We start from the raw sequence: 25,295 nt of genomic DNA on the forward strand, positions 1-25,295 counted from the left end.
CGACGGTTTTGAGCATGGCATGAAGCACTCCGAGGCAGTGGTGTTCGTATCGGCAGGCATGTCCTCGCCAAAGAAGCGCGACCATGCGCTGGCGCGGCGTCAGCTGTATTTGAATTACGGCGCGCTTTCGCTGGCGACGACCTTGTCTCTGGCCGGATACGACACTTCTGTCGTGCACGGTGAACATGAGACGCCCGAGAGTGTCGTTGCAGCGCTGCTGCAATCGGGCCGGCTGCCCTCGATGTATCCGCTGATGCTGTCCCTGCCCAGCTTTCATGCGCTGCCGTGGGCGCGCACGTTCTGCACGCTGATCCGGCGCGCGCTGCCCGCATGCCGGATCGTCGTCGGCGGGCGCTGGGTGGTGGGCCCCGACCCGGAGTGGCTGCGCGGCAAACTGCCCGAGGCCGAGGTGTTCGTGCCAGGGCTGGCCGAGCCGTACATCGAGGCGCTGCTGACCGGCCTGCCGGAGATGGGCCGACCGCGCGTGCCGCGGCCCGATCGCCCCTTGCATCACCCGCTGGTGGACGGCTACCTGCGCTACCAGCCCAGCGTGGAGGCCTCGCGCGGGTGCGGCATGGGCTGCGGCTTCTGCGAGGAGCGTGACATCCCCGTGGACAAGCTGGGCCCGGCCGAACGGATGTGGACGACGATGAAGGCCGTACAGGCGCAGTATGCCGGCGGTGAGATCCGGCCGTACCTGCAGGCCTCGATGTTCGTGCCCACCGCGCGCTGGGCCGAAGCGCTGGCCGAATGCGTGCAGCGCGACACCCTTCAGATTGCATGGCGGACCGAGAGCCGGGTGGACGCGCTGACCGAAGACACCATCGCGGCGCTGGCCGCGGCGGGGATGAAGGTGCTGGACCTCGGCTTGGAGACCGCTTCGCCGCAGCAGATCGTGGCGATGAACAAGTCGCGGTTTCCCGACCGTTACCTGGACCGCGCCTCGCGGCTGCTGAACGCCTGCGCGCGCGAGTGCGTGCAGGCCAAGGTGAACGTGCTGATCTACGGCGGCGAAACGGCCAGGACCCTGGGAGAGACGCAGCAGTGGCTGGATGAGCATGCCGGTTGCATCGCCGGTGTGTCGGTGGGCCCGGTGGTGGCGTATGGGCCACCGAAGACGGCCGACCCCTTCCTGCATGAGCTGGTTGAGCTGGGCGCGCGCACCATCGATGCGGGCAGCGCGCAGGAGACCGGCATCAGCCGCATCCATCCAAGCCGCGAGATCGATGCCACCGATGCCGAACACTTGAGTCTGCAGCTGTCGCGCCGCTACATGGATGCAGGCCAGTATTTCCGGCTCAAGCAGTTTTCGTATTACCCGCGGGATTATGGGAGGAACGACTTCGACCACGACGTGGCCCGCTCGGATCCGGCAAGGCTGCCTTTCCGGACCGCAGGCGATGCGCCGACAATGAACCCGAGAACGACGAGGTGACTGTGGATACGAGCAAGACCATCAAGGACCCCATCCACGGGGCGGTGAAGTTTGAAGGCGCGGCCGAGCTGGAACTGAAGAACCTGCTGTCGGACCCGTACTTCCAGCGGCTGCGGCGGGTGAAGCAGCTGGGGTTCTCCGACCACGTGTTTCCGTCTGCCACCCACTCGAGGTTTGCCCATTCGCTGGGTGTGTATGGCGTTGCCAAGCGTCTGCTGTCGGTGGTGGAGCCAAAGGGCCGCGGTGATGACTGGTCACGCAAGGGCAAGGCCTGCCTGGCGGCAGCGCTGCTGCACGACGTAGGCCATGGCATGTTCAGCCATGCATTCGAGCACGCGATGGAGAAGTTCATCGAGACCCACCCCGAGGTAGGTGAGCAGTTCAAGGACGCGGTCAACCACGAGAAGCTGAGCCGCCGCATCGTGACCGAGACCTCCGTGGCGCGGGTGCTGAAGCGCATCGGCGGCGATGGCTTCGCCGAGGAAGTGGCTGCGATGATCGAGAAGCAGGACCCGGACTGCATCTACACGTCGATCGTCTCCAGTCAGCTGGATGCTGATCGCCTCGACTACGCAAAGCGCGATCCCTATTTCGCGGGCGTGTCCTCCGGCGGCATCGATCTCGACTGGCTGGTGGATCACCTGCGCGTAGGGACGCGTCAGTCCGGCCAGTTCTTCTACGTCGACAGCAAGGCGTTCATCTCGATCGAGCAGTTCATGGTGACCGTGTTCCAGCTCTATCCCACCCTGTACCTGCATCACCGTACACGTGGGTTCGAGCACATGTTCTCGAGGCTGATGGTGCGGGTGTTCGAACTGATCGGTGAGGACGCTCCAGAGAAGGCGGGCTTGAGCGACGCCCATCCGTTGGTACATTTCTTCCGCGAACCGGGCAACCTCGAGCACACGCTGGTGCTGGATGACTCGCTGTTCTGGGGCTCGTTGCATCTGTTCCTGGCTGCACCGGATACGGCGGTCAGCCAACTGGCCAAGCGCTTTGCCGAGCGGCGTTCGTACCCCAGACATGATGTCTGGCGCATCGCCGAAGGCCTCGCGGTGAAGCATCGTGGCTACATGGCGCTGTCGGCCAGTGAACGCGTCGGTGTCCTGCACAACGCCTGTGAAGCAGCCTGTGCCGCGCTCACGGGTGACGCTGGCATCTGGCAGGATTCATGCCACTACGATACCTATCCCCGCAAGCTGTACACGGAAAGGCGTATCGAGGGTGGGCATCCGCAACAGATCAACGTTGCGCATGGCGGCCTGATCGTTGATATCGCATCGGTGTCGCCAATTGTTGCCAGTGCTGCGGCATTCACCATCCATCGCATCTACTACGATGACACGGTGAAGGGGCTGGGTGAGCGGCTGGAGGATGCGATCACCGAGCGCCTGAAAGTGGCTGTCGCGGCCGAGCTGGAACGCGCCGGGATGATCAGCACCCCACCAGCCGATCCGCACTGAGCGCACCGCGATGCAGGTTGCGGTATTCCGTCGGGCTGGCATCGACCAGCCCGCGGAAATGCCGGCGGAAGGATTCCTGCGAGCCGAAGCCGGCCTGCTCGGCCACCCACTGCAGCGGACGGTCGGTGGATTCCAGCAGCTCGCGGGCAAACGCCACGCGCTCGCGGATGAGCCAGTCGATGGGTGACAGGCCGGTGGCTTCGAGGAACTGCCGCTGCAGGGTGCGCTGGCTCAACGCCGCCTGCTCGGCAAGACTGCCCAGCGAATGCGCCTCGCGCAGGTTGTGGCGCATCCATTCCATCAGCTTGGCCAGCCGCGTGGGTTCGCCGTTGGGAATGGCCCGGCTGACCCGCTGGCTTCGCTCGGCATCGCGCCACGGTGCCAGCACCAGGCGCTCGGCCACCAGGTTGGCCACGCGCGCGCCGTAATCCTTGCGGACCATGTGCAGCATCATGTCCATGCCGGTTGCCGAGCCAGCCGAGGTGATGATGTCGCCGGTGTCGACGTACAGCACATCCTCGCGCACGTGGATGCGCGGGAAGTCGCGCGCCAGCGCTTCGGTGAGCCGCCAGTGGGTGGTGGCCTGGCGGCCATCGAGCAGGCCGGCCCAGGCCAGCACGAACGCGCCCGAGCAGATGGACGTGATGCGTGCGCCACGCGCGTGGGCGCGAATGAGCGCGTCCAGCAGGGCCTGCGGTGGGCGTTCAGTGGGCTCGCGCCAGCCGGGAATGACGATGATGTCGGCGTCGTCGATGGCATCGAGCGAGTAGGGCAGCTGCACCTGTGCGCTGCCCAACATGCGCAGTGCACCGGGTTCGCCGGCGCAGAGCTGGGTGCGGTACCAGGCCACGCCCAGTTCCGGGCGGATGGGGGCGAACAGGCCGACCGCGCACCCGAACTCGAACAGCCCCTGGCCGTGGCAGGCCACGATGGCGACGGTGGGCGCGGTCGGGTCGATGCTCATGGCTTGATGCTACCGAGGCGGCCGCAGTGCGCGCAGTGGCGTGCGGGCATGTGCAGATGCCCGCGAGGTATATGGCAGGCGTCGGATCCCGTCCGCAGGACGGGCTCTGACCCCGCAGACGCCCGGTGCGCGCACCGGGGTCAGAGCCCTTCCTGCGGAAGGGATCCGACCCCTGGCATCACCCCTTGCGTAAGGTCATTACCAGCGGTCATGTGGCTGGCCGGATATGACGGTTGGGTGACGCGATATCGGCTGTTGCGTCGTCGGCCGGGGTCTTTGAATGGAGGTGTGTCTCCGGCCCACCCCCACGAGCCCCCATGCCTGCCGCCCATTCGCCTGTCCTGAATTCCCTTGCTGTCCTCATTGCAGCCGCGCTGGCTGCTGCCACTGCCCATGCTGCCGAGGCAGATGCCCCCGCAGATGCGGCGACTGCCGCCTCTGCCAACCTCGCCGCATCTACTTTGGATGCAGTGGTGGTCACCGGCTCACGCTCCAGCACGCGCACGGTCAAGAACAGTTCCACGCCCATCGACGTGATCTCCGCCGAGGATCTGGCGGCTACCGGGCAGGCCAACCTGCTGGAAGCGCTGCAGCGCAGCCTGCCGTCGCTGAGCCAGATCGGTGGCTACCAGAGCGACCAGGAAAGCCTGATCCGCGGCTACCAGCTGCGCAACCTGTCGCCGGGCTACACGCTGGTGCTGGTGAATGGGAAGCGCCGCAATGCCAGCGCCTATGTCAGCGGTGCGAATGGTGGCGGCTATCCCGGCCATGCCTGGGCCGACCTCGCGCTGATTCCGGTGGCGGCCATCGACCATGTGGAAGTGCTGCGCGATGGTGCCTCCGCCATCTACGGCTCCGATGCCATCACCGGCGTGGTCAACGTCATCCTGAAGTCGCAGGCGCAGGGTGGCGATGTTTCGGTGGAAAGCGGGCAGAGCATCGACGGCGACGGCACGCGTACCAGCGTGCGCGCGAACGTCGGCCTGCCGTGGGGGGAGGATGGCTTCGTCAACCTGTCTGGCGAAACCACCCGCCAGCACCACGCCATCCGCACGCGGCGCTACATCGATGGCTACCTGAGCTATCCGGCAGTGGATGCCAACGGCAATCTGGTCGCGCTGCGGCCGAACAACCAGCTTCCCGCCGGTGCGACGCCGAACCCGGCCGAGGCCACGCGCGATGCCGAAGCCAACACCATCCTCAGTTCACCGTCGTATTCGCTGAAGTCCTTTGCACTGAACGCCGGCCACGGTCTGGGCGAGAACGCCCAGTTCTACGCCACGGCGACCGCCAGCGACCGCAGCGCGCAGGCGATCCAGAACTTCCGCCTGCCAGCGACGATCTTCACCACCTACAAGGCACCGAGCGTGCTGAGCGTGTGGCCCGACGGCTTCCTGCCGGTGCTGGAGACCAAGGAGAAGCAGTACACCGGCAGTGCCGGGGTGAAGGGCCAGCTGGCTGGCTGGGATTACGACGCCAGCCTGACCGGCAACCGCAGCACGGTGCGCACCTACACGCGCAACTCGGCCAACTTCTCGCTGCCGTACCCGGGCTCGCCCACCGACTTCTATGACGGCAAGCTGGATTACCAGCAGGGCATCGCGAACCTCGACCTGCGCCGCGGCTTCGACGTCGCGGCGCTGGCTTCACCGCTGGAAGTAAGTGCCGGTGCCGAGTACCAGCATGAACAGTACGAGCGCGGGGCAGGGCAGTGGGAGTCGTACACCGGTTTCGGTGCCGCCGCCTTCGTCGGCTACTCCACCGCCGATGTGGTGAAGGCCACGCGCAACAGCAAGGCGGTGTACGTGGGCGCGGCCAGCAACATCACCTCGCGCTGGTACCTGGATGCAGCCGCGCGCTGGGAAGATCATTCCGACTTCGGCAGTGTGTCGACCGCGCGCCTGACCACGCGCTTTGATTTCACCGATGCGCTGGGCGTCCGCGCGACAGTCAGCAACGGCTTCCATGCGCCCAGCCTGGGGGCACAGTTCTACCAAGCCACCGGCAGCTGCCCGTGCGGCACCACGCTGGTGGCACAGGTGTCATCGCCGGCGGCCGTTGCCCTCGGCGCGACGCCGCTGAAGCCGGAGAAAGCCACCAACTACAGCTTGGGCGTCACCTGGGACCCGAGCCCGGCCTTCCACCTGGCGGTGGATGCGTACCAGATCGACATCCGCGGCCAGCTGGGCCAGTCCAGCCAGATCGGCTACAACGCGCAGGACCCGGCCAACATCACCGACAACAGCGGCACGGTGCTGACCGCGGCGCAGAAGAGCACCATTGATGCGCTGCTGGGCACGGCCGGCATCAGCATCCTGCCCGGCGATGCGTTCTATGCCAGCTACTTCACCAACGTGGGCAACACCCGTACGCGCGGCGTCGAGCTGACCCTGGAAGCGAACCAGGACACCGCGTGGGGCAAGCTGCGCTGGACCTACGCGGCCAACGTCGGCCGCACCACCATCCAGAAGGTCAGCGACATTCCTGCCGCGCTGCAGGGCCTGCCGAACATCAACCTGCTGACGAAATCCAGCGAATACGCACTGCGCTTCCGCACGCCCAGCTACACGCAGGTGGCGGGCCTGGGCTGGCAGAACGGGCGCTGGCGCTCGAACCTGGACTTCACCTACTACGGCCCGATCAAGCGCCTGAACAACGGCGTGGAGTACAAGCAGCCGCCGGTCCTGGTGACCAATCTGTCCGGCGGCGTCAAGCTGGGCGGCGGCTGGAGCGCGGCGCTGGGCATCAACAACCTGTTCGACAAGCGCACCCGCAAGGTGCCCGAGTACGCGCGCAGCGCCAGCGACGTGGCCAGCATCGAGACCACCTGGGATACCGGCGATGTGCTGAGCACCGTGGGTGCGTTCTGGTACGGGCGGGTCAATTACCGGTTTTGATTGAAAGGAGCATTGCATGTCATCTGCATTGAACGTGGTTGCATTGATTGGTTCGCCGTCGAGTTCGGCGACGTCGCGGACGCTGCTGCTGGTGCGACACCTGCTGGACGCACTGCAGGAGCGCCTGCATGCCAGCGTGACGTTGGTGGAGCTGGCGCCGATCGCGCGCTCGCTGGGGCAGTCGCTGACGCGTGCCGAGGTTGAGCCGGCCGTTGAACAGGCACTGGCCACCGTGGAATCGGCGGATCTGCTGGTGGTGGCCACGCCGGTGTATCGCGGTTCCTACCCGGGGCTGTTCAAGCACCTGGTGGATTTCATCGAGCTGGAGGCGCTGGTCGACACGCCGGTGCTGCTGGCCGCCACCGGTGGCAGCGAACGCCATGCACTGGTGATCGACCACCAGCTGCGCCCGTTGTTCAGTTTCCTGCAGGCGCACACGCTGCCGATCGGGGTGTATGCCACGCCGGCGGATTTCGATGGCGCGCAGATCAACAGCGCTGCGCTGCAGGCGCGAATTGATCTCGCGGCCGAGCGTGCCGCTGGCCATCTGGCGGTGCAGGCAGTCGCTGCACCCGCGCCATTGCGGCGTATCGCGTGAGCGGCGAGCGCGCGGCATAACCGGCGGCGTTTTGCTTATGGCCAAGGCGCATCTGCGTGGCCGGATCTGACCGCCGATTGTCGCGCGATGGCGCAGATGCAGCGCCGGCCTTCTCTAGCATCGAAGACGAAGCGGCACTGCGGTGCCGGACCTGATGAGGACGACCCCGTGGCTGTAGACGCAACCCCCAAACCCATCCTGTTCCTGCTGGACCGCGAGTTCGAGGACGGCCAGCTGCCCGGGCAGCGCTTCTTCTGCCGCCACAGCCTGCTGCTGGAAGGCGCGCTGTCGAGCATCGATGGCCTGGATGCACACCTGGACGTGCGCCGGATCGGCTTTGCACGGCCGCGCCGCGAAGTGATTGCCGAGATCGGCGAACAGGACCAGTCGCTGCCCAAGCTGGTGCTGCCGCAGGGCGTGCACAGCGAACACGCCAACGGTGCCCACCTCGAGCGCCAGTACGTGTCCGGTGCCGAACCCATCCTGGCTGCCCTGAACGGGTTGCTCGGCATTCCCGTGGCCCATCCCTGAGCGAGGACGCGCGCATGAGCTACCTGATCAGCGTATTGGACAAGAGCCCGGTGGCCGACGGTGGCACGCCCGAGCAGGCACTGCGCAACAGCCTGCAGCTGGCGCAGCGTGCCGAACAACTCGGCTACCACCGCTACTGGTTCGCCGAACACCATGCCGCACCGACCCTGGCCAGCCCGGCGCCGGAAGTGCTGGCGGCGTGGGTGCTGGCGCAGACCCGGCGCATCCGCATCGGCAGCGGCGGGGTGATGCTGCGCCACTACGCACCGTACAAGGTGGCCGAAAACTTCAACCTGCTGGCAGCGCTGGCGCCGGGCCGCGTGGACCTGGGCGTGGGCAAGGCCCCCGGTGGGCTGCCGGCCTCGACCGCAGCTTTGGCCGCGGGTCGACCGTCCTTCGCCGACTTCGCCCAGCAGCTGCGTGATCTGGAAGGCTATCTGTCCGGCACGCAGGAAGACGCGCAGGCGCGGCCTGTGCCACACAGTGCACCCGAACGCTTCCTGCTGGGCGCCAGCCGGCAGAGCGCGCGACAGGCGGCCGAGCTCGGCTGGCGATTTGTGTATGCGGCGCATTTCGATGGCGATCCGACCCATATCGAGGCGGCCTTCGAGGCCTACCGCGCACTGTCCACGCAGCCGCCGCTGCTGGCCACGGTCGCCTTCGCAGCGCCCACGAGCGAAGCCGCTGCTCGCCACATCGGCGCACTGCGCGTCTACAAGCTGCACCTCGGCCCGGGCCAGACGGTGAACCTGCCCAGCCCGGAAGCGGCCGCCGAGTACGCGCGGCAGGTCGGGGTAAGCGATTTCCGCATCGAGGAAACCCGTCCCAGCGTGCTGTCCGGCGATGCCGCGCATGTGCGTGGCGAACTGGACGCATTGCACCGGCGCTTCGGCGTGGGTGAATTCATCCTCGACGCCCCCGTGGCCGACCTGGATGCCCGCCTGACATCCCTTGAACTGCTGTCGCCCGCGCCGCGCGCGGCGGTGGCCTGACCTGCAGGAGCGACCCCCATGAGCACCCCTCCGCGCCACATTCCGTTCGGCATCATGCTGCAGGGCCCCGGCAGCCACATGCATGCCTGGAAGCATCCCTCCAACCCGACCGACGCCAGCGTCAACCTGCAGTTCTACATCGACATCGCGCGCACCGCCGAGGACAACGGCATCGCGTTCGGCTTCGTGGCCGATGGCCTGTACATCAACGAGAAATCGATCCCGCACTTCCTCAACCGCTTCGAGCCGATTTCGCTGCTGTCCGCACTGGCGACCGCGACGAAGAAGATCGGCCTGGCCGGCACGCTGTCGACCTCCTACAGCGATCCGTTCACCGTCGCCCGCCAGTTCGCCTCGCTGGATCTGCTGAGCGGTGGCCGCGCCGGCTGGAACGTGGTGACGTCGCCACTGGAAGGCTCGGGCCGCAACTACGGACGCCCGCACCCGGAGCATGCGCTGCGTTACCAGATTGCCGATGAATACCTGGACGTGGTGCAGGGCCTGTGGGATTCGTGGGATGACGATGCCTTCGTGCGTGAGCGCGACAGCGGCACCTTCTTCGCACCGGAGAAATTCCGCCGCCTGGACCACAAGGGGAAGTTCTTCCAGGTGGAAGGCCCGTTGAACATCCAGCGCTCGCCGCAGGGGCAGCCGGTGATCTTCCAGGCAGGTTCGTCCGATGATGGCATCGCGCTGGCCGGCAAGTACGCCGATGCGGTGTTCACCCATTCGCCTTCGCTGGAAGAGACGCGTGCGTTTACCCAGAAGGTGAAGAATTCGGCCATCGCCCATGGCCGCAGCGGCAACGACGTGAAGATCTTCCCCGGCATCGGCCCCATCGTTGGTCATACGGCGGCCGAGGCCGAGGCCAAGTACCAGGCCATTGCCGCGCTGGCCAGCCTGGACGATGCGCTGGCCTATCTGGGGCGCTTCTTCGACCACCATGATTTCAGCCAGTACGACCCGGATGCGCCGTTCCCTGAGCTGGGCGACATCGGCAGCAACTCGTTCCGCTCCACCACCGACCGCATCAAGCAGGACGCCCGCGAGCAGGGCCTGACCCTGCGCCAGGTGGCACTGCAGGCGGTCAGCCCGCGGCCGAACTTCATCGGCACGCCGCAGCACGTGGCCGACGAACTGATCCGCTGGTTCGATGCCGGTGCCAGCGATGGCTTCATCCTGGGTTTTGCCGCGCAGCGCGAGGGCCTGGATGATTTCGTGAAGCTGGTGCTGCCGATTCTTCAGGCGCGTGGCTACCACCAGCGCGAGCTGCAGGGGCAGACCCTGCGCGACCATCTGGGCCTGCCGCGCAAGGCCAGCCGCCATGCGACCGACACCGAGCCGGCGCGGAAGGTGGGGTAGGACGATGAGCGGAGAACTGCCAATCGCCCCGGGCCACGCCCGCCGACACGATGAAACGATCGGTGTGCTGCCGCAGATCGCAGCACGCGCCGAAGAAGCCATCGCCCTGCGCCACGATCTGCACCGCCACCCCGAACTGGCGTTCGAGGAACATCGCACCAGCGCCCGCGTGGCCGAGCTGCTGCAGGAGTGGGGCTATGCGGTGACCACGGGCGTCGGTGGCACCGGCGTGGTGGGCACGCTGCAGCGCGGGCAGGGCAGCCGTCGCCTGGGCCTGCGCGCGGACATCGATGCACTGCCGATCCAGGAGGATTCCGGTCTGGCCTATGCCAGCCAGAACGAAGGGCTGATGCACGCCTGCGGGCATGATGGCCACACCGCCATCCTGCTGTCGGCGGCGCATTACCTGGCCCATCACGGGCGCATCGATGGCACCCTGCAGCTGGTGTTCCAGCCGGCCGAAGAGACCGGTTCGGGTGCCTCGAAGATGATCGAAGACGGCCTGTTCGAGCGCTTCCCGGTGGATGCCATCTATGGCCTGCACAACTGGCCGGGCGTGCCGGTGGGGCACTTCGGCTTCGTCGATGGGCCGGCGATGGCATCGGTGGACTGGGCGCGGCTGAAGGTGATCGGCAAGGGCGGCCACGGCGCAGAGCCGCAGGGCAGCGTCGACCCGATCCTGGTTGCCGCGCACATCATCACTGCGCTGCAGAGCGTGGTCTCGCGCAACGTGGATCCGCGGCAGATGGGCGTGGTCACCGTGGGCTCGATCCACGGCGGGCAGGCGGCCAACGTGATTCCCGACGTGGTGGAGCTGAAGCTGACCGTGCGCGCCTACCTGCCGGAAGTGCGCGACATCCTGCGCCGCCGGGTGACCGACATTGCCGAGCAGACCGCCGCTGCGTTCGGTGCGCGTGCCGAGATCGAATTCCCGCGCGGCTTCCCCAGCGTCATCAATCATCCGCAGGAGACCGCCTACATCCGCGAGGTCGCGCGGCAGGGCTTTGGTGAGGCGCAGGTGGTGCGGGCGTTCGCGCCGCGTACGGCCAGCGAGGACTTCGCCTTCCTGCTGCAGGCGCGGCCCGGCAGTTTGGTATTCGTCGGCAACGGCGACAGCGCGCCGCTGCACAGCCCGCGCTACGTGTTCAACGACGCAGCCATCGCCCCGGCAGCCAGCCTGTGGGCGCGCCTGGCCGAGCACTACCTGGTGGAGGACGCGGCATGAGCGTGCAGTTCGACAACGAGCGTTTCCTCTACACCTCGGTGGATGATCCACTGGCGCGGCCGCTGTTCGATGGCCTGGAGCAGGAGTACGACAGCCGCTACGCCGATGTGCGCGGACGCGTCGGCGGGAGTGCACGCGAGGAGCTGCAGCGCTACCCGGCGCAGGCGTTTGCCGCACCGGTGGGGGCCTTCGTGCTTCTGCTGCGCGATGGCGTCGCCATCTCCGGCGGCGCCTTCATGCCGCACCGCGACGCGGACACCGCCGAGTTCAAGCGGATCTGGACGCTGCCCGGCCTGCGCCGGCAGGGCATCGCCCGCCGCGTGCTGCAGGAGCTGGAAGACCAGGCCACTCGCCAGGGCTATCGCCGCGTGTTCCTGACCACCGGCTTCCGCCAGCCCGAGGCGGTGGGCCTGTACCTCAGCCATGGCTACACCGCGCTGTTCGATCTGAACGCGGACCCGGAGTCCATCGCCCATCTGCCATTCGAGAAACACCTGCACGCGTCGGCGCCGTTGCCGGCGGCCAGTGCTGTACTGCTGCACGGAGCCCATGCATGAGCACGCCTTCCACCGCGCTGGAGGGCATCGCCGCCCGCCCGGTAACCGCGTCCGCACCGGCCTTGAAGATCGTACCGGCGCGGCACCCGCTGCAGACCGTCGGTACGGTGCTGGCTCTGGCGCTGATACTGATCGGGCTGCAGTCGGTGCTGGGCAACCCGCGCTGGGGCTGGGGCACGTTCGCCGAATGGTTCTTCGCGCGCCCGGTGCTGGAAGGGCTCGGCCGCACCCTGCTGCTGACCGCGCTGGGCACCGGCCTGGGCTTCGCGCTCGGCACGCTGCTCGCCTTGGCCCGCGTCTCCGGCTCGCCGCTGCTGTCGGCGGTGTCATGGGGGTACGTGTGGTTGTTCCGTTCAATTCCGCTGCTGGTGCTGTTGCTGCTGCTGAACAACCTCGGCTATCTCTACAGCACCATCGAACTGGGCGTGCCGTTCACCGGCATCAGCCTGTTCTCGTACCCGACCACGCAGCTGATCGGTGTGTTCACCGCGGCGGTGCTGGGCCTGACGTTGAACCAGGCGGCGTTCTCGGCCGAAGTGATCCGTGGCGGTATCCTCTCGGTCGACCATGGGCAGTACGAAGCCGCCGAGGCGCTGGGCCTGCCGCGCGGTCGCCAGGTACGCCGCATCATCCTGCCGCAGGCAATGCGCTCGATCCTGCCGGCGGCCTTCAACGATGTGATCGGCCTGGCCAAGAGCACGTCGGTAGTCTACGTGCTGGCGTTGCCGGAGCTGTTCTACACCGTGCAGGTGATCTACCGGCGCAATCTGGAAGTGGTGCCGCTGCTGATGGTGGCCACGGTCTGGTACCTGGTCATTCTCACCGTGCTGTCGCTGCTGCAGCGGCGGGTGGAGCAGCGTTTCGCGCGTGGCCAGCTGCAGCGCGAGCGCAGCATCTCGCGGGTGTCCTCACCGGTAAGGCCCGCAGCGCAGGGGGAACCGCGCGTGGCCAGCCGACCGCGTGTCGCGGCCCAGGTCGAGCCCGGGCAGGGCGCCGCGGTGGCGCTGCACGGTGTCGGCAAGGTGTTCGGCGAACAGACGGTGCTGGAGGATGTGAACCTTGAGCTGCGCGCCGGCAGCGTGACCGTGCTGATTGGTCCTTCGGGCGCGGGCAAGTCGACCCTGCTGCGGTTGATCAACCATCTCGAGCGCGCCGACGGTGGCTATGTGGCCGTGGGCGGGCAGCTGATCGGCTACCGCCGCGACGGGGACACGCTGTACGAGCTGCCCGAGAGCGAGATCCGCCGCCGACGTGCCGGGGTCGGCATGGTGTTCCAGGGCTTCAACCTGTTCCCGCACCTGACCGCGCTGGAAAACATCATCGAGGCGCCGATCGCCGTGCGTGGCCTGCCGCGTGCGCAGGCCGAGCAGCAGGCGCGCGACCTGCTGCAGCGTGTCGGCCTGGCCGACAAGGCCGATGCCTTCCCGCGGCAGCTGTCCGGTGGCCAGCAGCAGCGCATTGCCATTGCCCGTGCGCTGGCCCTGCAGCCGAAGGTACTGCTGTTCGATGAGCCGACCTCGGCACTGGACCCGGAACTGGTGGCCGAAGTGCTGAGCGTGATCGAGGAGCTGGCCAGCTCCGGCACCACCCTTGTGATCGTCACCCACGAACTGAGCTTCGCCCGGCGCGTGGCCGACACCGTGGTGATGATGGACCAGGGCCGGGTGATCGAGCAGGGCAGCCCCGAGGCGCTGTTCGAGCGGCCGCGCCAGCAACGCACGGCCGATTTTCTGGCCAAGACCCTGTAACCCGAGGACTTCCATGAGCCCTGCAGCATCCCGCGGTCCCTCGCGCAGCACCCTGTTGATCGGCGCTGTGCTGGTCATCGGCATCGCCGGCATCGTTTACTCCCGCGTGCGCGCGCCCGCTGATGCGCCTGCCGCCAGTGTGACCCTGGCCGGTGCCGATGCGCCTGCGCTGACCGGCACGCCCGACCCGAAGGCGCAGGCGTTGATTCCGGCGGGCTACCGTTTCGTGACCCCCGGTGTGCTGACCGTGGCAACCCATCCGGCGCAGCTGCCGCTGGCCGACTACGGTGCCGACAGCAAGCAGGTGGTGGGTGTCGAGCCGGACATCGCCAAGCTGATCGCCGATGGCCTGGGCCTGAAGCTGGTGCTGGTGCCGGTGGCATGGCCGGATTGGCCGCTGGGGCTGGAATCCGGCAAGTACGATGCGGTGCTGTCCAATGTGACGGTGACCGAGGAGCGCAAGAAGAAGTTCGACTTCTCCAGCTACCGGTTCGACCTGCTGGGCATCTACACCCGCACCGACGGGCCGATCCAGAAGATCGAGAAGCCGGCCGACGTGGCCGGGCTGAAGGTGGTGGTCGGGGCGAGCACCAACCAGGACCAGATCCTGCGGCACTGGGACCAGCAGAACATCGCCGCCGGCCTGAAGCCGGTGGAGTACCAGTACTTCGACGATGCCGTGGTGGGGCGGCTGGCGGTGATCACCGGCCGCGCCGATGTGTCGTTCGAGCCGAACGCCACGGGTGCGTACTCCGCACGCGACGGCAAGGTGCGCCGGGTGGGGCTGTTCCCCGGTGGCTGGCCGGATGCCGCGGCGATCTCGGCGACCACCCGCAAGGGCAGCGGCCTGGCCGATGCGATCACCGCAGCGTTGAACACGCAGATCCGCAGCGGCACCTATGCGCAGGCCCTGGCGCGCTGGAACCTGGCCGAGGAAGCCGTGCCGCAGTCGCAGACCAATCCGCCGGGTTTGCCGGATCTGTGACCACGCTTGATGGCCGTCGACCGTCCTTGCTTTGGTAGCCGTCGACCTTGGTCTACGCAGAGCGCCAACCAAGGTTGGGATCTACCAGAGCGGCAGAGCGCCAACCAGGGTTGGCCTCTACAGGGCTGCCAAACGCTCCCGCAGCCATCGATGCGCGGGATCGCGGTGCACGCGCTCGTGCCAGAACAGCATCATCTCGAATCCCGGCACGTCGATCGGTGCCTCCACCGCCTTCAACGCAGGGTCAGCCTCCACCAGGCGCGAAGGCATCATCGCGACCAGGTCGGTGCGTAGCAGGGCACTGCGCAGGAACAGGAAGTGCGGCACGGACAGCACGACCTCGCGGCGGGCGCCGACATGCGCCAGCGCGCTGTCCGTGTTGCCGTGGAAGCCGCCGCCATCGGGGGACACGATCGCGTGCTGCAACGCGCAGAACTGCTTCAGCGTCGGCCGTCGCTTCAATTTTGGATGGTCGCGCCGGCCAGCAAGGACATACCGTTCCTGGAACAGCGGACGCTGGTGCAGTGACGGCGGCGCTTCAGACGCAATGTGGATGGCAACGTCGATCTCACCACGCTCGCCCTGCGCCACCATCTGCGCCGGCGCCAGGCTGAGCACCGCCAGGCGTGTGCCCGGCGCGGCATCGCGGATCGCGGGGAGTGCAGGTAGCACAACGGTGGATTCGCCGAAGTCCGACGCCATGATCCGCCAGGTCTGCTGTGCACGGGCAGGATCGAACGCCTGCACCGGCGCGACGGTGCGCCGGACCGCTTCCAGTGCTTCGGCCAGCGGCTCGCGCAGCGCCTCGGCGCGGGCCGTACAGCGCATGCCGCGCGAACCCGGCAGCAGCAGCGGGTCATCAAACAAGTCACGCAGCCGCGCCAGCTGGATGCTGACGGTGGGCTGGGCCAGGTGCAGGCGTTCGGCCGCGCGGGTCACGTTCTGTTCTTCCAGTAGCGCCTGCAGGGTCACCAGCAGGTTGAGGTCGATGCGACGCAGGATATTGTCCATGGCAATGGGGGCAATTGCGGGAATTCATTTCAACTATAGCGTGATGCTGCCTATCGTCATCGGCATTCCCTGATCTGGTGATCCATGAACGTTCTGCTTGTCTACGCCCATCCCGAACCCACCTCGCTCAACGGCACGCTGAAGGACTTCGCCGTGCAGCGCCTGCAGGCGGCAGGACATACCGTGCAGGTGTCAGACCTGTACGCCATGCGCTGGAAGGCGCCGATCGATGGCGATGACCATCCGGGGCGCGATCCGCAGCGCCCCTTCCATGCCTCGCTGGATTCGCGCGAGGCCTATGCCAATGGCCGGCAGAGTGCCGACATCGCCGGCGAACAGGACAAGCTGCGATGGGCCGATGCGGTCATCCTGCAGTTCCCGTTGTGGTGGTTCTCGATGCCGGCGATCCTCAAGGGCTGGGTCGACCGGGTCTATGCCTATGGCTTCGCCTATGGCGTGGGTGAGCATTCGGACCGGCACTGGGGCGACCGCTATGGCGAGGGCGCGATGGCCGGCAAGCGCGCGATGCTGGTGGTGACCACCGGTGGCTGGGAGTCGCACTACGCCGCCCGCGGCATCAACGGTCCGATCGATGATCTGCTGTTCCCGATCCAGCACGGGATCCTGTTCTATCCCGGTTTCGATGTGCTGCCGCCCCACGTGATCTACCGCAGCAGCAAGGTGGGCGAGCAGAACGTGGCGGACGTGCTTGAAGGGCTGGGCAGGCGATTGGATGGCCTGGCCACTGACGCGGTGATTCCGTACCGGCGGCAGAACGCAGGGGACTACCTGATTCCGTCGCTGGAGCTGCGGTCGGGTCTGGCCGAAGGAGCTGAGGGTCTTGGGATTCACCAGCACGGGTGATCGCCTTCGGGCGCCCTGGTAGCCGTCGACCTTGGTCGACGGAGAGCGCCAACCAAGGTTGGCAGCTACCAAAGCGCGGGCGGCTATCGCTCTGTCAGTCGTCGACCTTGGTCGACGGAAGGCGCCAACCAAGGTTGGCAGCTACCTGGGTTCAACGTGAGGCTTCCCACCATCGCGTACCCGCCACAGGCGCCTGCATGTCCAGCGCCTGGCCGATGATCGGCGTAGCCACGGGCACGTTCTTCGCCGCCGCCAGCGCGGTGATCCGCTCGAACGGCTGCTGCCATGCGTGGAGGGCCAGGTCGAAGGTGCCGTTGTGGATCGGCAGCAGCCACTTGCCGCGCAGGTCGAGGTGCGCCTGCAGGGTCTGCTCGGGCTGCATGTGCACGAAGGCCCAGCGTTTGTCGTAGGCGCCGGTCTCGATCATGGTCAGGTCGAACGGGCCGTACTTCTCGCCGATGGCCTTGAAGCCGTCGAAATAGCCGGTGTCGCCGCTGAAGAAGACGCGGAAATCGCCGTCCTGGATCACCCACGAGGCCCACAGGCTGCGATCGCTGTCACCGAGGCCGCGGCCGGAGAAGTGTTGACCCGGCGTTGCGGTCAGGCGCAGTCCGTTGGCCTCGGTCGACTGCCACCAGTCCAGCTGCTCGACCTTTGCCGCATCCACGCCCCAGGCAATCAACTGGTCGCCCACGCCCAGCGGCGCGATGAAGCGCGCGGTCTTGCCGGCCAGCTGCATCACCGCGGCATGGTCCAGATGGTCGTAATGGTTGTGCGAGAGGATCACGCCTGCGATCGGCGGCAGGTCTTCAATGCTGATCGGCGGTGCGTGGAAGCGTGCCGGGCCCATCCACTGCACCGGCGAGGCACGCTCGGAGAACACCGGGTCGGTCAGCCAGTACTGGCCGCGCAGCTTCAGCAGGATCGTGGAGTGGCCAAGCCGGAACAGGGTGCGGTCCGGTGCGGCGTCCAAGGTGGCACGGTCCAGCGCCTGCACCGGGATCGGGTCGGTCGGCACGGTGCCCTTGGGCCGGTTGAACAGGAAGGTCCACCACAGCTCGACGCCCGCACGCAGGCCCATCGCCGGTTTCGGCAGGACATTCTGGAACCGGCCATCACGGTACTGCGGAGAATCAGGGAAGTCGGGCAGGGACCACGACTTGCAGAAGGTATAGGCGGTCACGGCAAGGGTTCCGATCAGGAGGATGAGGAGCAGGCGCTTCATCGGGGACGTCCGCTGGGTACACTGCACAGTGTAGTTTCCGATTTCAGGAAAGTACACTGGTCGGTGTAAAATATGCGCATCCGTTCAGTTTCCTGGTTCCCTGCCATGTCCCGTGCCCCGCAACGCCTGACCGACCGCAAACGCGAAGCCATCGTGCGCGCGGCCGTGGAGGAGTTCCGCAGCGCCGGCTACGAGGCGACCAGCATGGACCGCATCGCGGCGGCGGCCGGCGTGTCCAAGCGCACGGTCTACAACCATTTCCCCAGCAAGGAAGAGCTGTTCGGCCACATCCTCGAAGAGCTGTGGGAAAGCAGCATGGCCGCCGTCGAGCTGCCGTACCGCGCCGACCAGCCGCTCGACGTGCAGCTGCTGCAGCTGCTCGGGCAGAAGCTTGACCTGCTGGGCGATGCCAACTTCATCGACCTGGCGCGTGTGGCAATGGCCGAGATCATCCATTCGCCCGAGCGTGCGCAGGCGATTGTCTGCCGCATGGGCGAAAAGGAAGGTGGCGTGAGCGCATGGATCCGCGCCGCCATCGCCGATGGACGCCTGCGTGAGGTCGATCCGGAATTCGCCGACCACCAGCTGCAGGGCCTGGTGAAGGGCTTCGCGTTCTGGCCGCAGGTCACCATGGGCCAGCCGCCGCTGGGCCCGGTCGAACGGCGCAAGGTCGCCGAATCGGCGGTGGCGATGTTCCTGGGGTTCTACGCGCGCTGAGCCCACGCGGCAGCGAGGTGATCTGATTCTGCGCATCGTGCAGCGATAGCGGCGCGGCGCACAGCCGCGGCGTGCGCGTGCGGTCGTTAGGCTGTGTGCACGCATTCCGCGCTGATCCGATCCGCTGCTGCCAGCACGCCGCCAGCCTGTCGTGTGGGTCGCAACTGGAGATCCCCCATGACCGACGTGGCGACCCCGCCACCGGCCGGCGCACCACCGTCCGGTGGTTTCCTCGGCCTGATGAAGATGTCCCCGGGCCTGCTCGGCCTGGCCGCCCTCACCGCCATCGCTTCGGCCGCCTTGAGCGTTGCGCCGTTCTGGTGCCTGTACCGCGTGGTGCAGCAGCTGCTGTCCAGCACGCCGGACGCGCAGGTGATCCGCCAGTCGCTGGCCTGGGCCCTGGCTCTGCTGGCACTGCGCTGGGCGCTGATGGCCGTCAGCCATGTGCTCGCCCACCGCGGCGCGTTCTCGGTGCAGCACCGCGTGCGCGTGGCGATGGCACGACGGCTGGGCGAGGTGCCGATGTCCTTCTTCGCCCAGCGCGGCAGCGGCAGCCTGCGACGCACGCTCAACGACGATGTCAACGCGATGGAGGGCTTCCTCGCCCACATGCTGCCCGATGCAGCCGCCGCGGCGATGGTGCCGCTGGCTGCACTGGTCCTGCTGTTCGCGGCTGACTGGCGCCTGGCGCTGGCCTCGCTCACGCCGTTGCCGGTGGCCGTGGCCATCCAGTGGTGGCTGATGTCGCGCTCGGGCGCGCGCATGATGGAATGGAGCGCGCTGCAGAAACGCATCGCCGACCGTGTAGGTGAGTACGTGCGCGGCGTGCACGTGGTGAAGGCCTTCGGCCTGTCCGCGCGTTCCTTCGGCGAGCTGGCCGATGCCATCCGCGGTGCAGTGGCCTGGGTGGCCGACTACGCACGGGTCAGTGCCAGCGGCTGGGTGCTGTTCGTCGGCCTGCTCACCGCCAACGTGGTGGTGATCGCGCCGCTCGGCGCGTGGCTGCTGATGCGCGGTTCGTTGGACCTGGCGACCTGGGTGCTGTTCCTGCTCGTGGCGCCGGTGGTGCTGGCGCCGTTGCTGCGGCTGACCTACGCGCTGGGCGAACAGATGCACCGCGTTGCGTCGCTCAAGCGCATCGAGGCGCTGCTGCACGCACCGGCGCTGTCCGAACCGTTGAACCCGCAGCAGCCCCCGGCACCGCATGCCCTGGCTTTCGTCGGGGTGAGCCATCGCTATGGTGAAAAGCCGGCGCTGCAGCGGGTCAGCTTCCGTGCTGAAGCCGGCCGCACCACTGCGCTGGTGGGGGCGTCCGGTTCTGGCAAGAGCACCTTGCTGCGCCTGCTGCCTCGCCTGTACGACGTGCAGGAAGGCGCGGTCAGTGTCGGCGATGTCGACGTGCGTGGCTGGTCGCTCGATGTGCTGCTCGCACAGATGTCGGTGGTGCTGCAGGACGTGCACCTGTTCCATGGCACGGTGCGCGACAACCTGCTGCTGGCGCGCCCGCAGGCCGATGAGGCCGCGCTGGTCGCCGCAGCCAAGGCGGCACGCGCTCATGACTTCATCATGGCCCTGCCACAGGGCTACGACACGCCGCTGGGCGAGCGGGGCACGCGCCTGTCCGGCGGCGAGCGCCAGCGCCTGTCCATCGCCCGCGCGCTGCTGAAGGACGCGCCGGTTCTGCTGCTGGACGAGGCCACCTCGCACGCCGATGCCGAGAACGCCGGCTTGATCCGCGAGGCGCTGAAGGCGGTCTGCGCCGGGCGCACCGCGCTGATGGTCGCCCACCACCTGGACAGCGTGGTCGATGCGGACCACATCGTGGTGATGGACGGCGGCGAGGTGGCAGGGCAGGGCACGCACGACGAGCTGATCGCCGGCTGCGTGGCGTATCAGCAACTGTGGAAAGATTACAGCGCCGCCAGTGCCTGGAGCCTGGGCGCGGAAGGAGGTGCGGCATGATCCGCGAACTGGTGCAGTCCGGCTACAAACTGTCGGGCACACGCGATGCGCGGCTGACGCGCGGGCTTGTGTGGTCGGCCATCGAAGGCCTGTTCGCAGCGGCGCCGTATCCGCTGCTCTACCTGCTGCTGCGCGATGCGTTCACCGGCCAGCTGCAGGGCCCGCGCATCGCCTGGCTGGCGGCGGGCATGGCGCTGTGCGTGGTGCTGCGCATCGTGGCCGGTTCGCGCGGCATGCCCCTGGTGTTCACTGGTGCCTACGCGCTGATGGGCGAGGCGCGGCTGCGCATTGCCGACCACCTGCGGCGCCTGCCGATGGGCTGGTTCACCCGCCAGCGCGGCGGTGACCTGGCCGCCCGCCTGACCTCGGACCTGGAGCTGGTGGAAAACCTATGGTCGCATTTCCTCGGCGTGTTCGTTGCCGGGGTGGCGATGCCGTCGGGCCTGCTGGTGTTCCTGGCATGGCTGGACTGGCGGCTGGCGCTGGTGGTGGCCGCCACGGTGCCGGTGGCGGTGCTGGCGCTGATGATCGCGCAATGGAAGGCCGGTGCGGCCGGCGTGCGGGTAATGGAAGCCAGTGCCACCGCCAATGCCGAACTGCAGGACTACCTGCAGGGCATCGCCACGATCCGCAGTTCCGGTCGCTTCGGCCAGGCATGGGCGCGCCTGCAATCGGCGCTGGATGAGCAGCACCGTGCGGTGATCGAGGTGGAGTCGCGGCCGGCGCCGTGGGTGGCGGCCTATGGTTTCGTGCTGGAAACCGGCTTCGTGCTGCTGGCCGTGGCGGGTGTGTGGCTGTCCGCACAGGGCCGCCTGCCGGTGGCCAGCCTGGTCGCGTTCCTGGTGTTGGCCGCGCCGCTGTACCGGCAGCTGTTCGACCTCGGCCTGTCGGTGCTGCTGCTGCGCTTCGGCCGCCGCGCCCTGGCCCGCATCGAGCAGTTGCTGGAGGTGGACGCGCTGGCCGAGCCGACGTCGGCGCTGTCGCCGGCCGGGCAGGACATCGAACTGCGCAACGTGCATTTCAGTTACGACGGTGAAAGTGGACCGGCACTGCAGGGCATCAGCACGGTGCTGCCGGCGCGCCGCCTGACGGCCGTGGTCGGGCCAAGCGGTTCGGGCAAGAGCACGCTGGTACACCTGATCGCACGGCTGTGGGAAGTCGACGAGGGCGCGATCCTGCTGGGCGGCACCGACCTGCGCGAGATCGGCACCGACGCGCTGCATGGGCAGGTGGCGATGGTGTTCCAGGACGTGGTGCTGTTCTCCGGCAGCGTGCTGGACAACCTGCGCATCGGCCGCATCGATGCCAGCCGCGAACAGGTGCAGGAGGCCGCGCGGCGCGCGCAGGCGCATGAGTTCATCATGGCGTTGCCGCAGGGCTACGACACCCTGCTGGATGAAGGCGGCGCATCGCTGTCCGGCGGTGAGCGGCAGCGCATTTCGATCGCCCGTGCGCTGCTGAAGGATGCCCCGGTGCTGCTGCTGGACGAGGCGACGGCCAGCGTCGATCCGACCGCCGAAGTGCAGATCCGCCGGGCGATGAGCGAGCTGGCGACCGGGCGCACCGTGGTGGTCATCGCGCACCGCCTGCAGAGCGTCCGGCACGCCGACCACATCGTGGTGCTGGAGCAGGGCAGGCTGGTGGAGCAGGGCAGACACGAGTCGTTGTGCATGGCCGGGGGTACCTACGCACGCCTGTGGGCGGCGCAACAGGCGGGTTGAGTCGCGGGTCCGCCTGAATCGATCCGCTCCGCACGCCGGGGCGGATCTTTTATTTGAGCGAACGTTCGTTCATTGTTTGGGCATGAGCCGTGACGAACAGAACCAGCAGCGTGCCGCCCACATCCTGCAGGCTGCCCTGCAGTGCTTCGTGGAGCGAGGCTTCCATCAGGCCAGCATGCGTGACATCGCGCAGGCGGCCGGGGTCAGCCTGGGCAACCTGTACAACCACTTTCCGGGCAAGCAGGCGCTGATCCTGGCCGCGGCAGAACTGGAACAGGAGGCGCTGCAGCCCCTGCTGCAGCAGCTGCAGGAAAGCGAGGGCCAGCGTGAGCAGGTGCAGGCTTCGCTGCACGCCTTCGATGCCCTGTGCCGCGAGCCGCAGTGGGCGGTACTCAGCGTCGAAGTGCTGGCCGAGTGTGCGCGCAACCCGGATGTGGCGCGCGCCTTCGCAAACAACCGCGCGCGCCTGCAGCACGCACTGGCCGATGCCCTGCAGGCGCTGGCCCAGCGCGAGCGGCGGCGTCCTGCGCTGCCAGCCATGCTGCAGGCACAGGTGATGCTGGATGCCATCGAGAGCGCGGCACTGCGCGCGGGCCTGGGGCAGATGGCGGAGACGCATGCGGGCTCGGTCGAGGTGCTGGCCCCCGCGCTGCTGGCGGCACTGATGGGCGCGCGCGGGTGACTGCAGCGGCAGGGCGCCTGCACGGGCTGGACCTCGCACGCTATCTCGCGCTGTCCGGCATGGTGCTGGTGAACTTCCGGCTGGCGATGGGGGCCGGCGATGCGCACGGGGGGTTGGGCAGCCTGTTCCGGTTGCTGGAAGGCAAGGCATCGGCCACCTTCGTGACGCTGGCCGGGCTCGGCCTGGTGCTGGCGAGCCAGCGTCAGCCTGCGTGGAGCGCGATCGGGCAGGCCTGGCGTCGCGCCATCGTGCTGGCCGTGCTTGGGCTGCTCAACCTGACCGTATTTCCGGCCGACATCCTGCATTACTACGCGCTGTACTTCGTACTGGGTGCACTGTGGCTGCGCGCGCCGCGGTGGCTGTTGCTGGTGAGTATCCTCGTGCTTGCTGCGGTCTCGTTCTTCGCACTGCTGCACTGGGATTACAGCGAAGGCTGGGACTGGCGCACGCTGCACTATGCCGGGCTGTGGGAGTGGCGCGGGGCGATGCGCAACCTGTGGTTCAACGGTTTCCATCCGGTCTCGCCCTGGTTCTGCTTCTTCCTGCTGGGCATGCTGCTGGCGCGGCTGGACCTTGCCCGGCCGCGCGCGCAGGCCGGGCTGGTGCTGAGCGGTGCAGTCCTGTTGGCCTGCGGTCATGGCCTGCAGCAGTGGGGGCAGCACCATGCGCTTGCACTGTGGCTGGGAACCCAGCCCATGCCGCCCGGCCCGGCGTATCTGCTGGCAGGTGCGGGTGCGGCCTGCGTGGTCATCGGCAGCTGCCTGTGGCTGGTCGAGCGCTGGCCCGATGTTCACTGGCATCCCTTCACCGCAGCAGGGCGCATGACGCTGACGCTGTACGTGGCGCACATCCTGTTGGGAATGGGCGCACTGGAAGCGATGGGCGTGCTGGATTCCGCCGCGGGCCTGCCTGCCGTGGTGGTCGCGGCGCTGGCGTTCGTTGTTCCTGCGACCGCGTTGGCAGCGTGGTGGTCGGCACGCTACCGGCGCGGTCCGCTGGAAGCGCTGATGCACCGCGTGATCCGCTAGACCGTGTCGCGCAGTGATGCAATGTTGTGACGGGATCGCCATCGAACCGCCTTGGCCATCTGCGACACTGCGTCAGGATTCCACGGCAAGACCGCCTTATGTCCTTCGCGTCGGCGCAGCAGATCAATGAAGTACTGCAGCAGTCCTACGGCATCACCGCCACCGCGGTGGTCCCGCGCGTGGTGGGTGCCGACGCCAACGCGAGCGTGTTCCGCATCGATGCGCGCGGCAGCCAGTGGTGGTTGAAGTGCCGCAGCTACCAGGTGGCGCCGCAGGTGTGGGACGGTCTGCACTGGCTGCGCGGCACGCTGGGCATCGAGGAGATCGTGGCACCGTGGCCGGCCATGACCGGTGGTGCGTCGGTGCAGCGCTGGGGCCTGCAGTTCACGCTGTTCCCGTATATCGAAGGGCAGTCCGGTTTCGAAGCGCCGTTGAGTGCGGCGCAATGGCAGCGTCTGGGTCAAATTCTCCGCCGCCTGCACACGGCGCAGCTGCCGGAGGCGCTGGCCGAAGGACTGCCGCGGCAATCGCTGTGCTGCGAGGCACTTGAGATGGTAGGGCACTGGCTGCAGCAACCGGCGGCATTGCCCGCCGCGCAGGATCGCTGGGGGCGTGCCTTCCACGCGGTGTGGGCGCGACAGCGCGTGCGCATCACCGCGCTGCACCAGCGTGCGTTGGCGCTGCAGCAGGCGCTGGCCGAGCGTGAGCCGCTGCTGCATCCCTGCCATACCGATCTGCACGCGGGGAACCTGCTGATGGGGCACGACGGGGCGCTGCACCTGATCGACTGGGACGGTCTGTCACTGGCGCCGCGCGAGCGCGACCTGATGTTCGTCGGGGCAGCAGTGGGTGGCCGCTGGGGGCGCGAGCGCCCGCAGGGGTTTGCCGAGGGGTATGGCGATGACCTGGGCGATGCGCAGTGGATCGCGTGGTATCGGCATGTGCGCATCCTGGAGGATCTGGTGGCGTTCCAGCAGATGCTGATGGGCGTGGAGGGCGGTTACCGGCCGCCGCAGCAGCGGCGGCAGGCGCTGCATCATCTGGGGGAGTTGTTCGCGCCGGGGAATGTTTTCTGCGCGGCCGAACGGGCCTACAGCGCGGTGTAGGGGTTTCTGCAGGGCTTGCAGCCCTGCACCTGCTCAATGCAACGGCGACGTCAACTGCAACGGCAACTGCAAAAGCGTGCTTTCCGTGGGTTGGCGGGGTGGGTCCGGTTGAGGGGGACGCCGTAAATACGTCCATGTAGCAACTGTGTTGTTGGAGGGGCTCAGGCCCTCCCGGCAGACGGGCACGGTAGTGCCGGCCGCTGGCCGGCAGCCTCTGAGGAT

21 protein-coding genes are annotated in these 25,295 nt (G+C 67.6%); 18 read left to right on the forward strand and 3 right to left on the reverse strand.

What is annotated here, in order from left to right; translation table 11 throughout:
* Window positions 1-19: 19 nt before the first annotated feature.
* Window positions 20-1,435, forward strand: a complete 1,416-nt coding sequence (locus IAE56_RS05775; protein ID WP_200751815.1) for a radical SAM protein — start codon at window positions 20-22, stop codon at window positions 1,433-1,435.
* Window positions 1,432-2,898 (forward strand): HD domain-containing protein, encoded by a 1,467-nt coding sequence (locus tag IAE56_RS05780; RefSeq protein ID WP_200751816.1) that lies wholly within the window; start codon window positions 1,432-1,434, stop codon window positions 2,896-2,898. Before IAE56_RS05775 ends, IAE56_RS05780 begins: the two co-directional genes overlap by 4 nt.
* Here the strand turns inward: IAE56_RS05780 and IAE56_RS05785 are convergent.
* The gene (locus IAE56_RS05785; protein WP_200751817.1) at window positions 2,870-3,862 is read right to left on the reverse strand and encodes a helix-turn-helix domain-containing protein; all 993 of its coding nucleotides are present in this window, start codon (window positions 3,860-3,862) and stop codon (window positions 2,870-2,872) included. The two genes, IAE56_RS05780 and IAE56_RS05785, sit on opposite strands and share 29 nt — an antisense overlap.
* A 317-nt stretch (window positions 3,863-4,179) precedes the next feature.
* Here IAE56_RS05785 and IAE56_RS05790 point away from each other — a divergent pair, with 317 nt between their 5' ends.
* The 9 genes from IAE56_RS05790 to IAE56_RS05830 all read left to right on the forward strand — a co-directional run bounded on the left by IAE56_RS05790 (window position 4,180) and on the right by IAE56_RS05830 (window position 14,757).
* The gene (locus tag IAE56_RS05790) at window positions 4,180-6,759 is read left to right on the forward strand and encodes a TonB-dependent receptor (protein WP_200751818.1); all 2,580 of its coding nucleotides are present in this window, start codon (window positions 4,180-4,182) and stop codon (window positions 6,757-6,759) included.
* A gap of 16 nt (window positions 6,760-6,775) precedes the next feature.
* Window positions 6,776-7,357 carry an FMN reductase gene (gene msuE, locus IAE56_RS05795; protein WP_200751819.1) on the forward strand — a complete coding sequence of 194 codons (582 nt, stop codon included), beginning with the start codon at window positions 6,776-6,778 and terminating at the stop codon, window positions 7,355-7,357.
* 168 nt (window positions 7,358-7,525) lie between these two features.
* The gene (locus tag IAE56_RS05800; protein ID WP_200751820.1) at window positions 7,526-7,888 is read left to right on the forward strand and encodes a DUF3088 family protein; all 363 of its coding nucleotides are present in this window, start codon (window positions 7,526-7,528) and stop codon (window positions 7,886-7,888) included.
* 14 nt (window positions 7,889-7,902) lie between these two features.
* A complete protein-coding gene (locus tag IAE56_RS05805; protein ID WP_200751821.1) occupies window positions 7,903-8,880 on the forward strand; it encodes an LLM class flavin-dependent oxidoreductase in 978 nt (325 codons plus the stop codon).
* A gap of 18 nt (window positions 8,881-8,898) precedes the next feature.
* Window positions 8,899-10,242, forward strand: coding sequence for an LLM class flavin-dependent oxidoreductase (locus tag IAE56_RS05810; protein WP_200751822.1), 1,344 nt, complete (start codon window positions 8,899-8,901; stop codon window positions 10,240-10,242).
* Between the two features lie 4 nt (window positions 10,243-10,246).
* Window positions 10,247-11,467, forward strand: a complete 1,221-nt coding sequence (locus IAE56_RS05815) for a M20 aminoacylase family protein (RefSeq protein WP_200751823.1) — start codon at window positions 10,247-10,249, stop codon at window positions 11,465-11,467.
* Window positions 11,464-12,024 (forward strand): GNAT family N-acetyltransferase, encoded by a 561-nt coding sequence (locus IAE56_RS05820; RefSeq protein ID WP_200751824.1) that lies wholly within the window; start codon window positions 11,464-11,466, stop codon window positions 12,022-12,024. The genes IAE56_RS05815 and IAE56_RS05820 overlap by 4 nt, the downstream gene beginning before the upstream one ends.
* Window positions 12,021-13,772 (forward strand): amino acid ABC transporter permease/ATP-binding protein, encoded by a 1,752-nt coding sequence (locus IAE56_RS21275; protein ID WP_200751825.1) that lies wholly within the window; start codon window positions 12,021-12,023, stop codon window positions 13,770-13,772. The genes IAE56_RS05820 and IAE56_RS21275 overlap by 4 nt, the downstream gene beginning before the upstream one ends.
* A 13-nt stretch (window positions 13,773-13,785) precedes the next feature.
* Window positions 13,786-14,757 (forward strand): ABC transporter substrate-binding protein, encoded by a 972-nt coding sequence (locus IAE56_RS05830; RefSeq protein WP_200751826.1) that lies wholly within the window; start codon window positions 13,786-13,788, stop codon window positions 14,755-14,757.
* A 117-nt stretch (window positions 14,758-14,874) separates the two neighbouring features.
* On the opposite strand, the gene IAE56_RS05835 is transcribed toward IAE56_RS05830, so the two are convergent.
* A complete protein-coding gene (locus IAE56_RS05835; RefSeq protein WP_200751827.1) occupies window positions 14,875-15,768 on the reverse strand; it encodes a LysR substrate-binding domain-containing protein in 894 nt (297 codons plus the stop codon).
* A gap of 84 nt (window positions 15,769-15,852) precedes the next feature.
* On the opposite strand from IAE56_RS05835, the gene IAE56_RS05840 reads away from it, so the two are divergent.
* Entirely contained in the window at window positions 15,853-16,632 is a 780-nt protein-coding gene (locus tag IAE56_RS05840) for an NAD(P)H-dependent oxidoreductase (protein WP_200751828.1), read from the forward strand.
* Window positions 16,633-16,783: 151 nt separating this feature from the next.
* Here the strand turns inward: IAE56_RS05840 and IAE56_RS05845 are convergent, their stop codons facing one another.
* On the reverse strand, window positions 16,784-17,857 hold the full coding sequence (locus IAE56_RS05845) for an MBL fold metallo-hydrolase (protein WP_200751829.1): 1,074 nt from the start codon (window positions 17,855-17,857) through the stop codon (window positions 16,784-16,786).
* A 105-nt stretch (window positions 17,858-17,962) separates the two neighbouring features.
* On the opposite strand from IAE56_RS05845, the gene IAE56_RS05850 reads away from it, so the two are divergent.
* The 6 genes from IAE56_RS05850 to IAE56_RS05875 all read left to right on the forward strand — a co-directional run bounded on the left by IAE56_RS05850 (window position 17,963) and on the right by IAE56_RS05875 (window position 25,073).
* The gene (locus IAE56_RS05850; RefSeq protein ID WP_200751830.1) at window positions 17,963-18,574 is read left to right on the forward strand and encodes a TetR/AcrR family transcriptional regulator; all 612 of its coding nucleotides are present in this window, start codon (window positions 17,963-17,965) and stop codon (window positions 18,572-18,574) included.
* 177 nt (window positions 18,575-18,751) lie between these two features.
* Window positions 18,752-20,536, forward strand: a complete 1,785-nt coding sequence (locus IAE56_RS05855; RefSeq protein WP_200751831.1) for an ABC transporter ATP-binding protein — start codon at window positions 18,752-18,754, stop codon at window positions 20,534-20,536.
* On the forward strand, window positions 20,533-22,257 hold the full coding sequence (locus IAE56_RS05860) for an ABC transporter ATP-binding protein (protein ID WP_200751832.1): 1,725 nt from the start codon (window positions 20,533-20,535) through the stop codon (window positions 22,255-22,257). The genes IAE56_RS05855 and IAE56_RS05860 overlap by 4 nt, the downstream gene beginning before the upstream one ends.
* A gap of 82 nt (window positions 22,258-22,339) precedes the next feature.
* On the forward strand, window positions 22,340-22,939 hold the full coding sequence (locus IAE56_RS05865) for a TetR/AcrR family transcriptional regulator (RefSeq protein WP_200751833.1): 600 nt from the start codon (window positions 22,340-22,342) through the stop codon (window positions 22,937-22,939).
* Window positions 22,936-23,967 carry a heparan-alpha-glucosaminide N-acetyltransferase domain-containing protein gene (locus IAE56_RS05870; protein WP_200751834.1) on the forward strand — a complete coding sequence of 344 codons (1,032 nt, stop codon included), beginning with the start codon at window positions 22,936-22,938 and terminating at the stop codon, window positions 23,965-23,967. Before IAE56_RS05865 ends, IAE56_RS05870 begins: the two co-directional genes overlap by 4 nt.
* 98 nt (window positions 23,968-24,065) lie before the next feature.
* Window positions 24,066-25,073, forward strand: a complete 1,008-nt coding sequence (locus IAE56_RS05875; protein ID WP_200751835.1) for an aminoglycoside phosphotransferase family protein — start codon at window positions 24,066-24,068, stop codon at window positions 25,071-25,073.
* Window positions 25,074-25,295 lie beyond the last annotated feature (222 nt).

Source organism: Stenotrophomonas sp. S41, assembly GCF_016624625.1.
GTDB lineage: Bacteria > Pseudomonadota > Gammaproteobacteria > Xanthomonadales > Xanthomonadaceae > Stenotrophomonas.

Excerpts from the sequence above, each read along its gene's own strand:
- IAE56_RS05775 (WP_200751815.1), top strand. The coding sequence starts at position 20 with ATGAAGCACTCCGAGGCAGTGGTGTTCGTATCGGCAGGCATGTCCTCG.
- IAE56_RS05845 (WP_200751829.1), bottom strand. The coding sequence starts at position 17,857 with ATGAAGCGCCTGCTCCTCATCCTCCTGATCGGAACCCTTGCCGTGACC.
- IAE56_RS05810 (WP_200751822.1), top strand. The coding sequence starts at position 8,899 with ATGAGCACCCCTCCGCGCCACATTCCGTTCGGCATCATGCTGCAGGGC.
- IAE56_RS05875 (WP_200751835.1), top strand. The coding sequence starts at position 24,066 with ATGTCCTTCGCGTCGGCGCAGCAGATCAATGAAGTACTGCAGCAGTCC.
- msuE (WP_200751819.1), top strand. The coding sequence starts at position 6,776 with ATGTCATCTGCATTGAACGTGGTTGCATTGATTGGTTCGCCGTCGAGT.
- IAE56_RS05850 (WP_200751830.1), top strand. The coding sequence starts at position 17,963 with ATGTCCCGTGCCCCGCAACGCCTGACCGACCGCAAACGCGAAGCCATC.
- IAE56_RS05855 (WP_200751831.1), top strand. The coding sequence starts at position 18,752 with ATGACCGACGTGGCGACCCCGCCACCGGCCGGCGCACCACCGTCCGGT.
- IAE56_RS05785 (WP_200751817.1), bottom strand. The coding sequence starts at position 3,862 with ATGAGCATCGACCCGACCGCGCCCACCGTCGCCATCGTGGCCTGCCAC.
- IAE56_RS21275 (WP_200751825.1), top strand. The coding sequence starts at position 12,021 with ATGAGCACGCCTTCCACCGCGCTGGAGGGCATCGCCGCCCGCCCGGTA.
- IAE56_RS05835 (WP_200751827.1), bottom strand. The coding sequence starts at position 15,768 with ATGGACAATATCCTGCGTCGCATCGACCTCAACCTGCTGGTGACCCTG.
- IAE56_RS05830 (WP_200751826.1), top strand. The coding sequence starts at position 13,786 with ATGAGCCCTGCAGCATCCCGCGGTCCCTCGCGCAGCACCCTGTTGATC.
- IAE56_RS05860 (WP_200751832.1), top strand. The coding sequence starts at position 20,533 with ATGATCCGCGAACTGGTGCAGTCCGGCTACAAACTGTCGGGCACACGC.
- IAE56_RS05815 (WP_200751823.1), top strand. The coding sequence starts at position 10,247 with ATGAGCGGAGAACTGCCAATCGCCCCGGGCCACGCCCGCCGACACGAT.
- IAE56_RS05840 (WP_200751828.1), top strand. The coding sequence starts at position 15,853 with ATGAACGTTCTGCTTGTCTACGCCCATCCCGAACCCACCTCGCTCAAC.
- IAE56_RS05865 (WP_200751833.1), top strand. The coding sequence starts at position 22,340 with ATGAGCCGTGACGAACAGAACCAGCAGCGTGCCGCCCACATCCTGCAG.
- IAE56_RS05805 (WP_200751821.1), top strand. The coding sequence starts at position 7,903 with ATGAGCTACCTGATCAGCGTATTGGACAAGAGCCCGGTGGCCGACGGT.
- IAE56_RS05820 (WP_200751824.1), top strand. The coding sequence starts at position 11,464 with ATGAGCGTGCAGTTCGACAACGAGCGTTTCCTCTACACCTCGGTGGAT.
- IAE56_RS05790 (WP_200751818.1), top strand. The coding sequence starts at position 4,180 with ATGCCTGCCGCCCATTCGCCTGTCCTGAATTCCCTTGCTGTCCTCATT.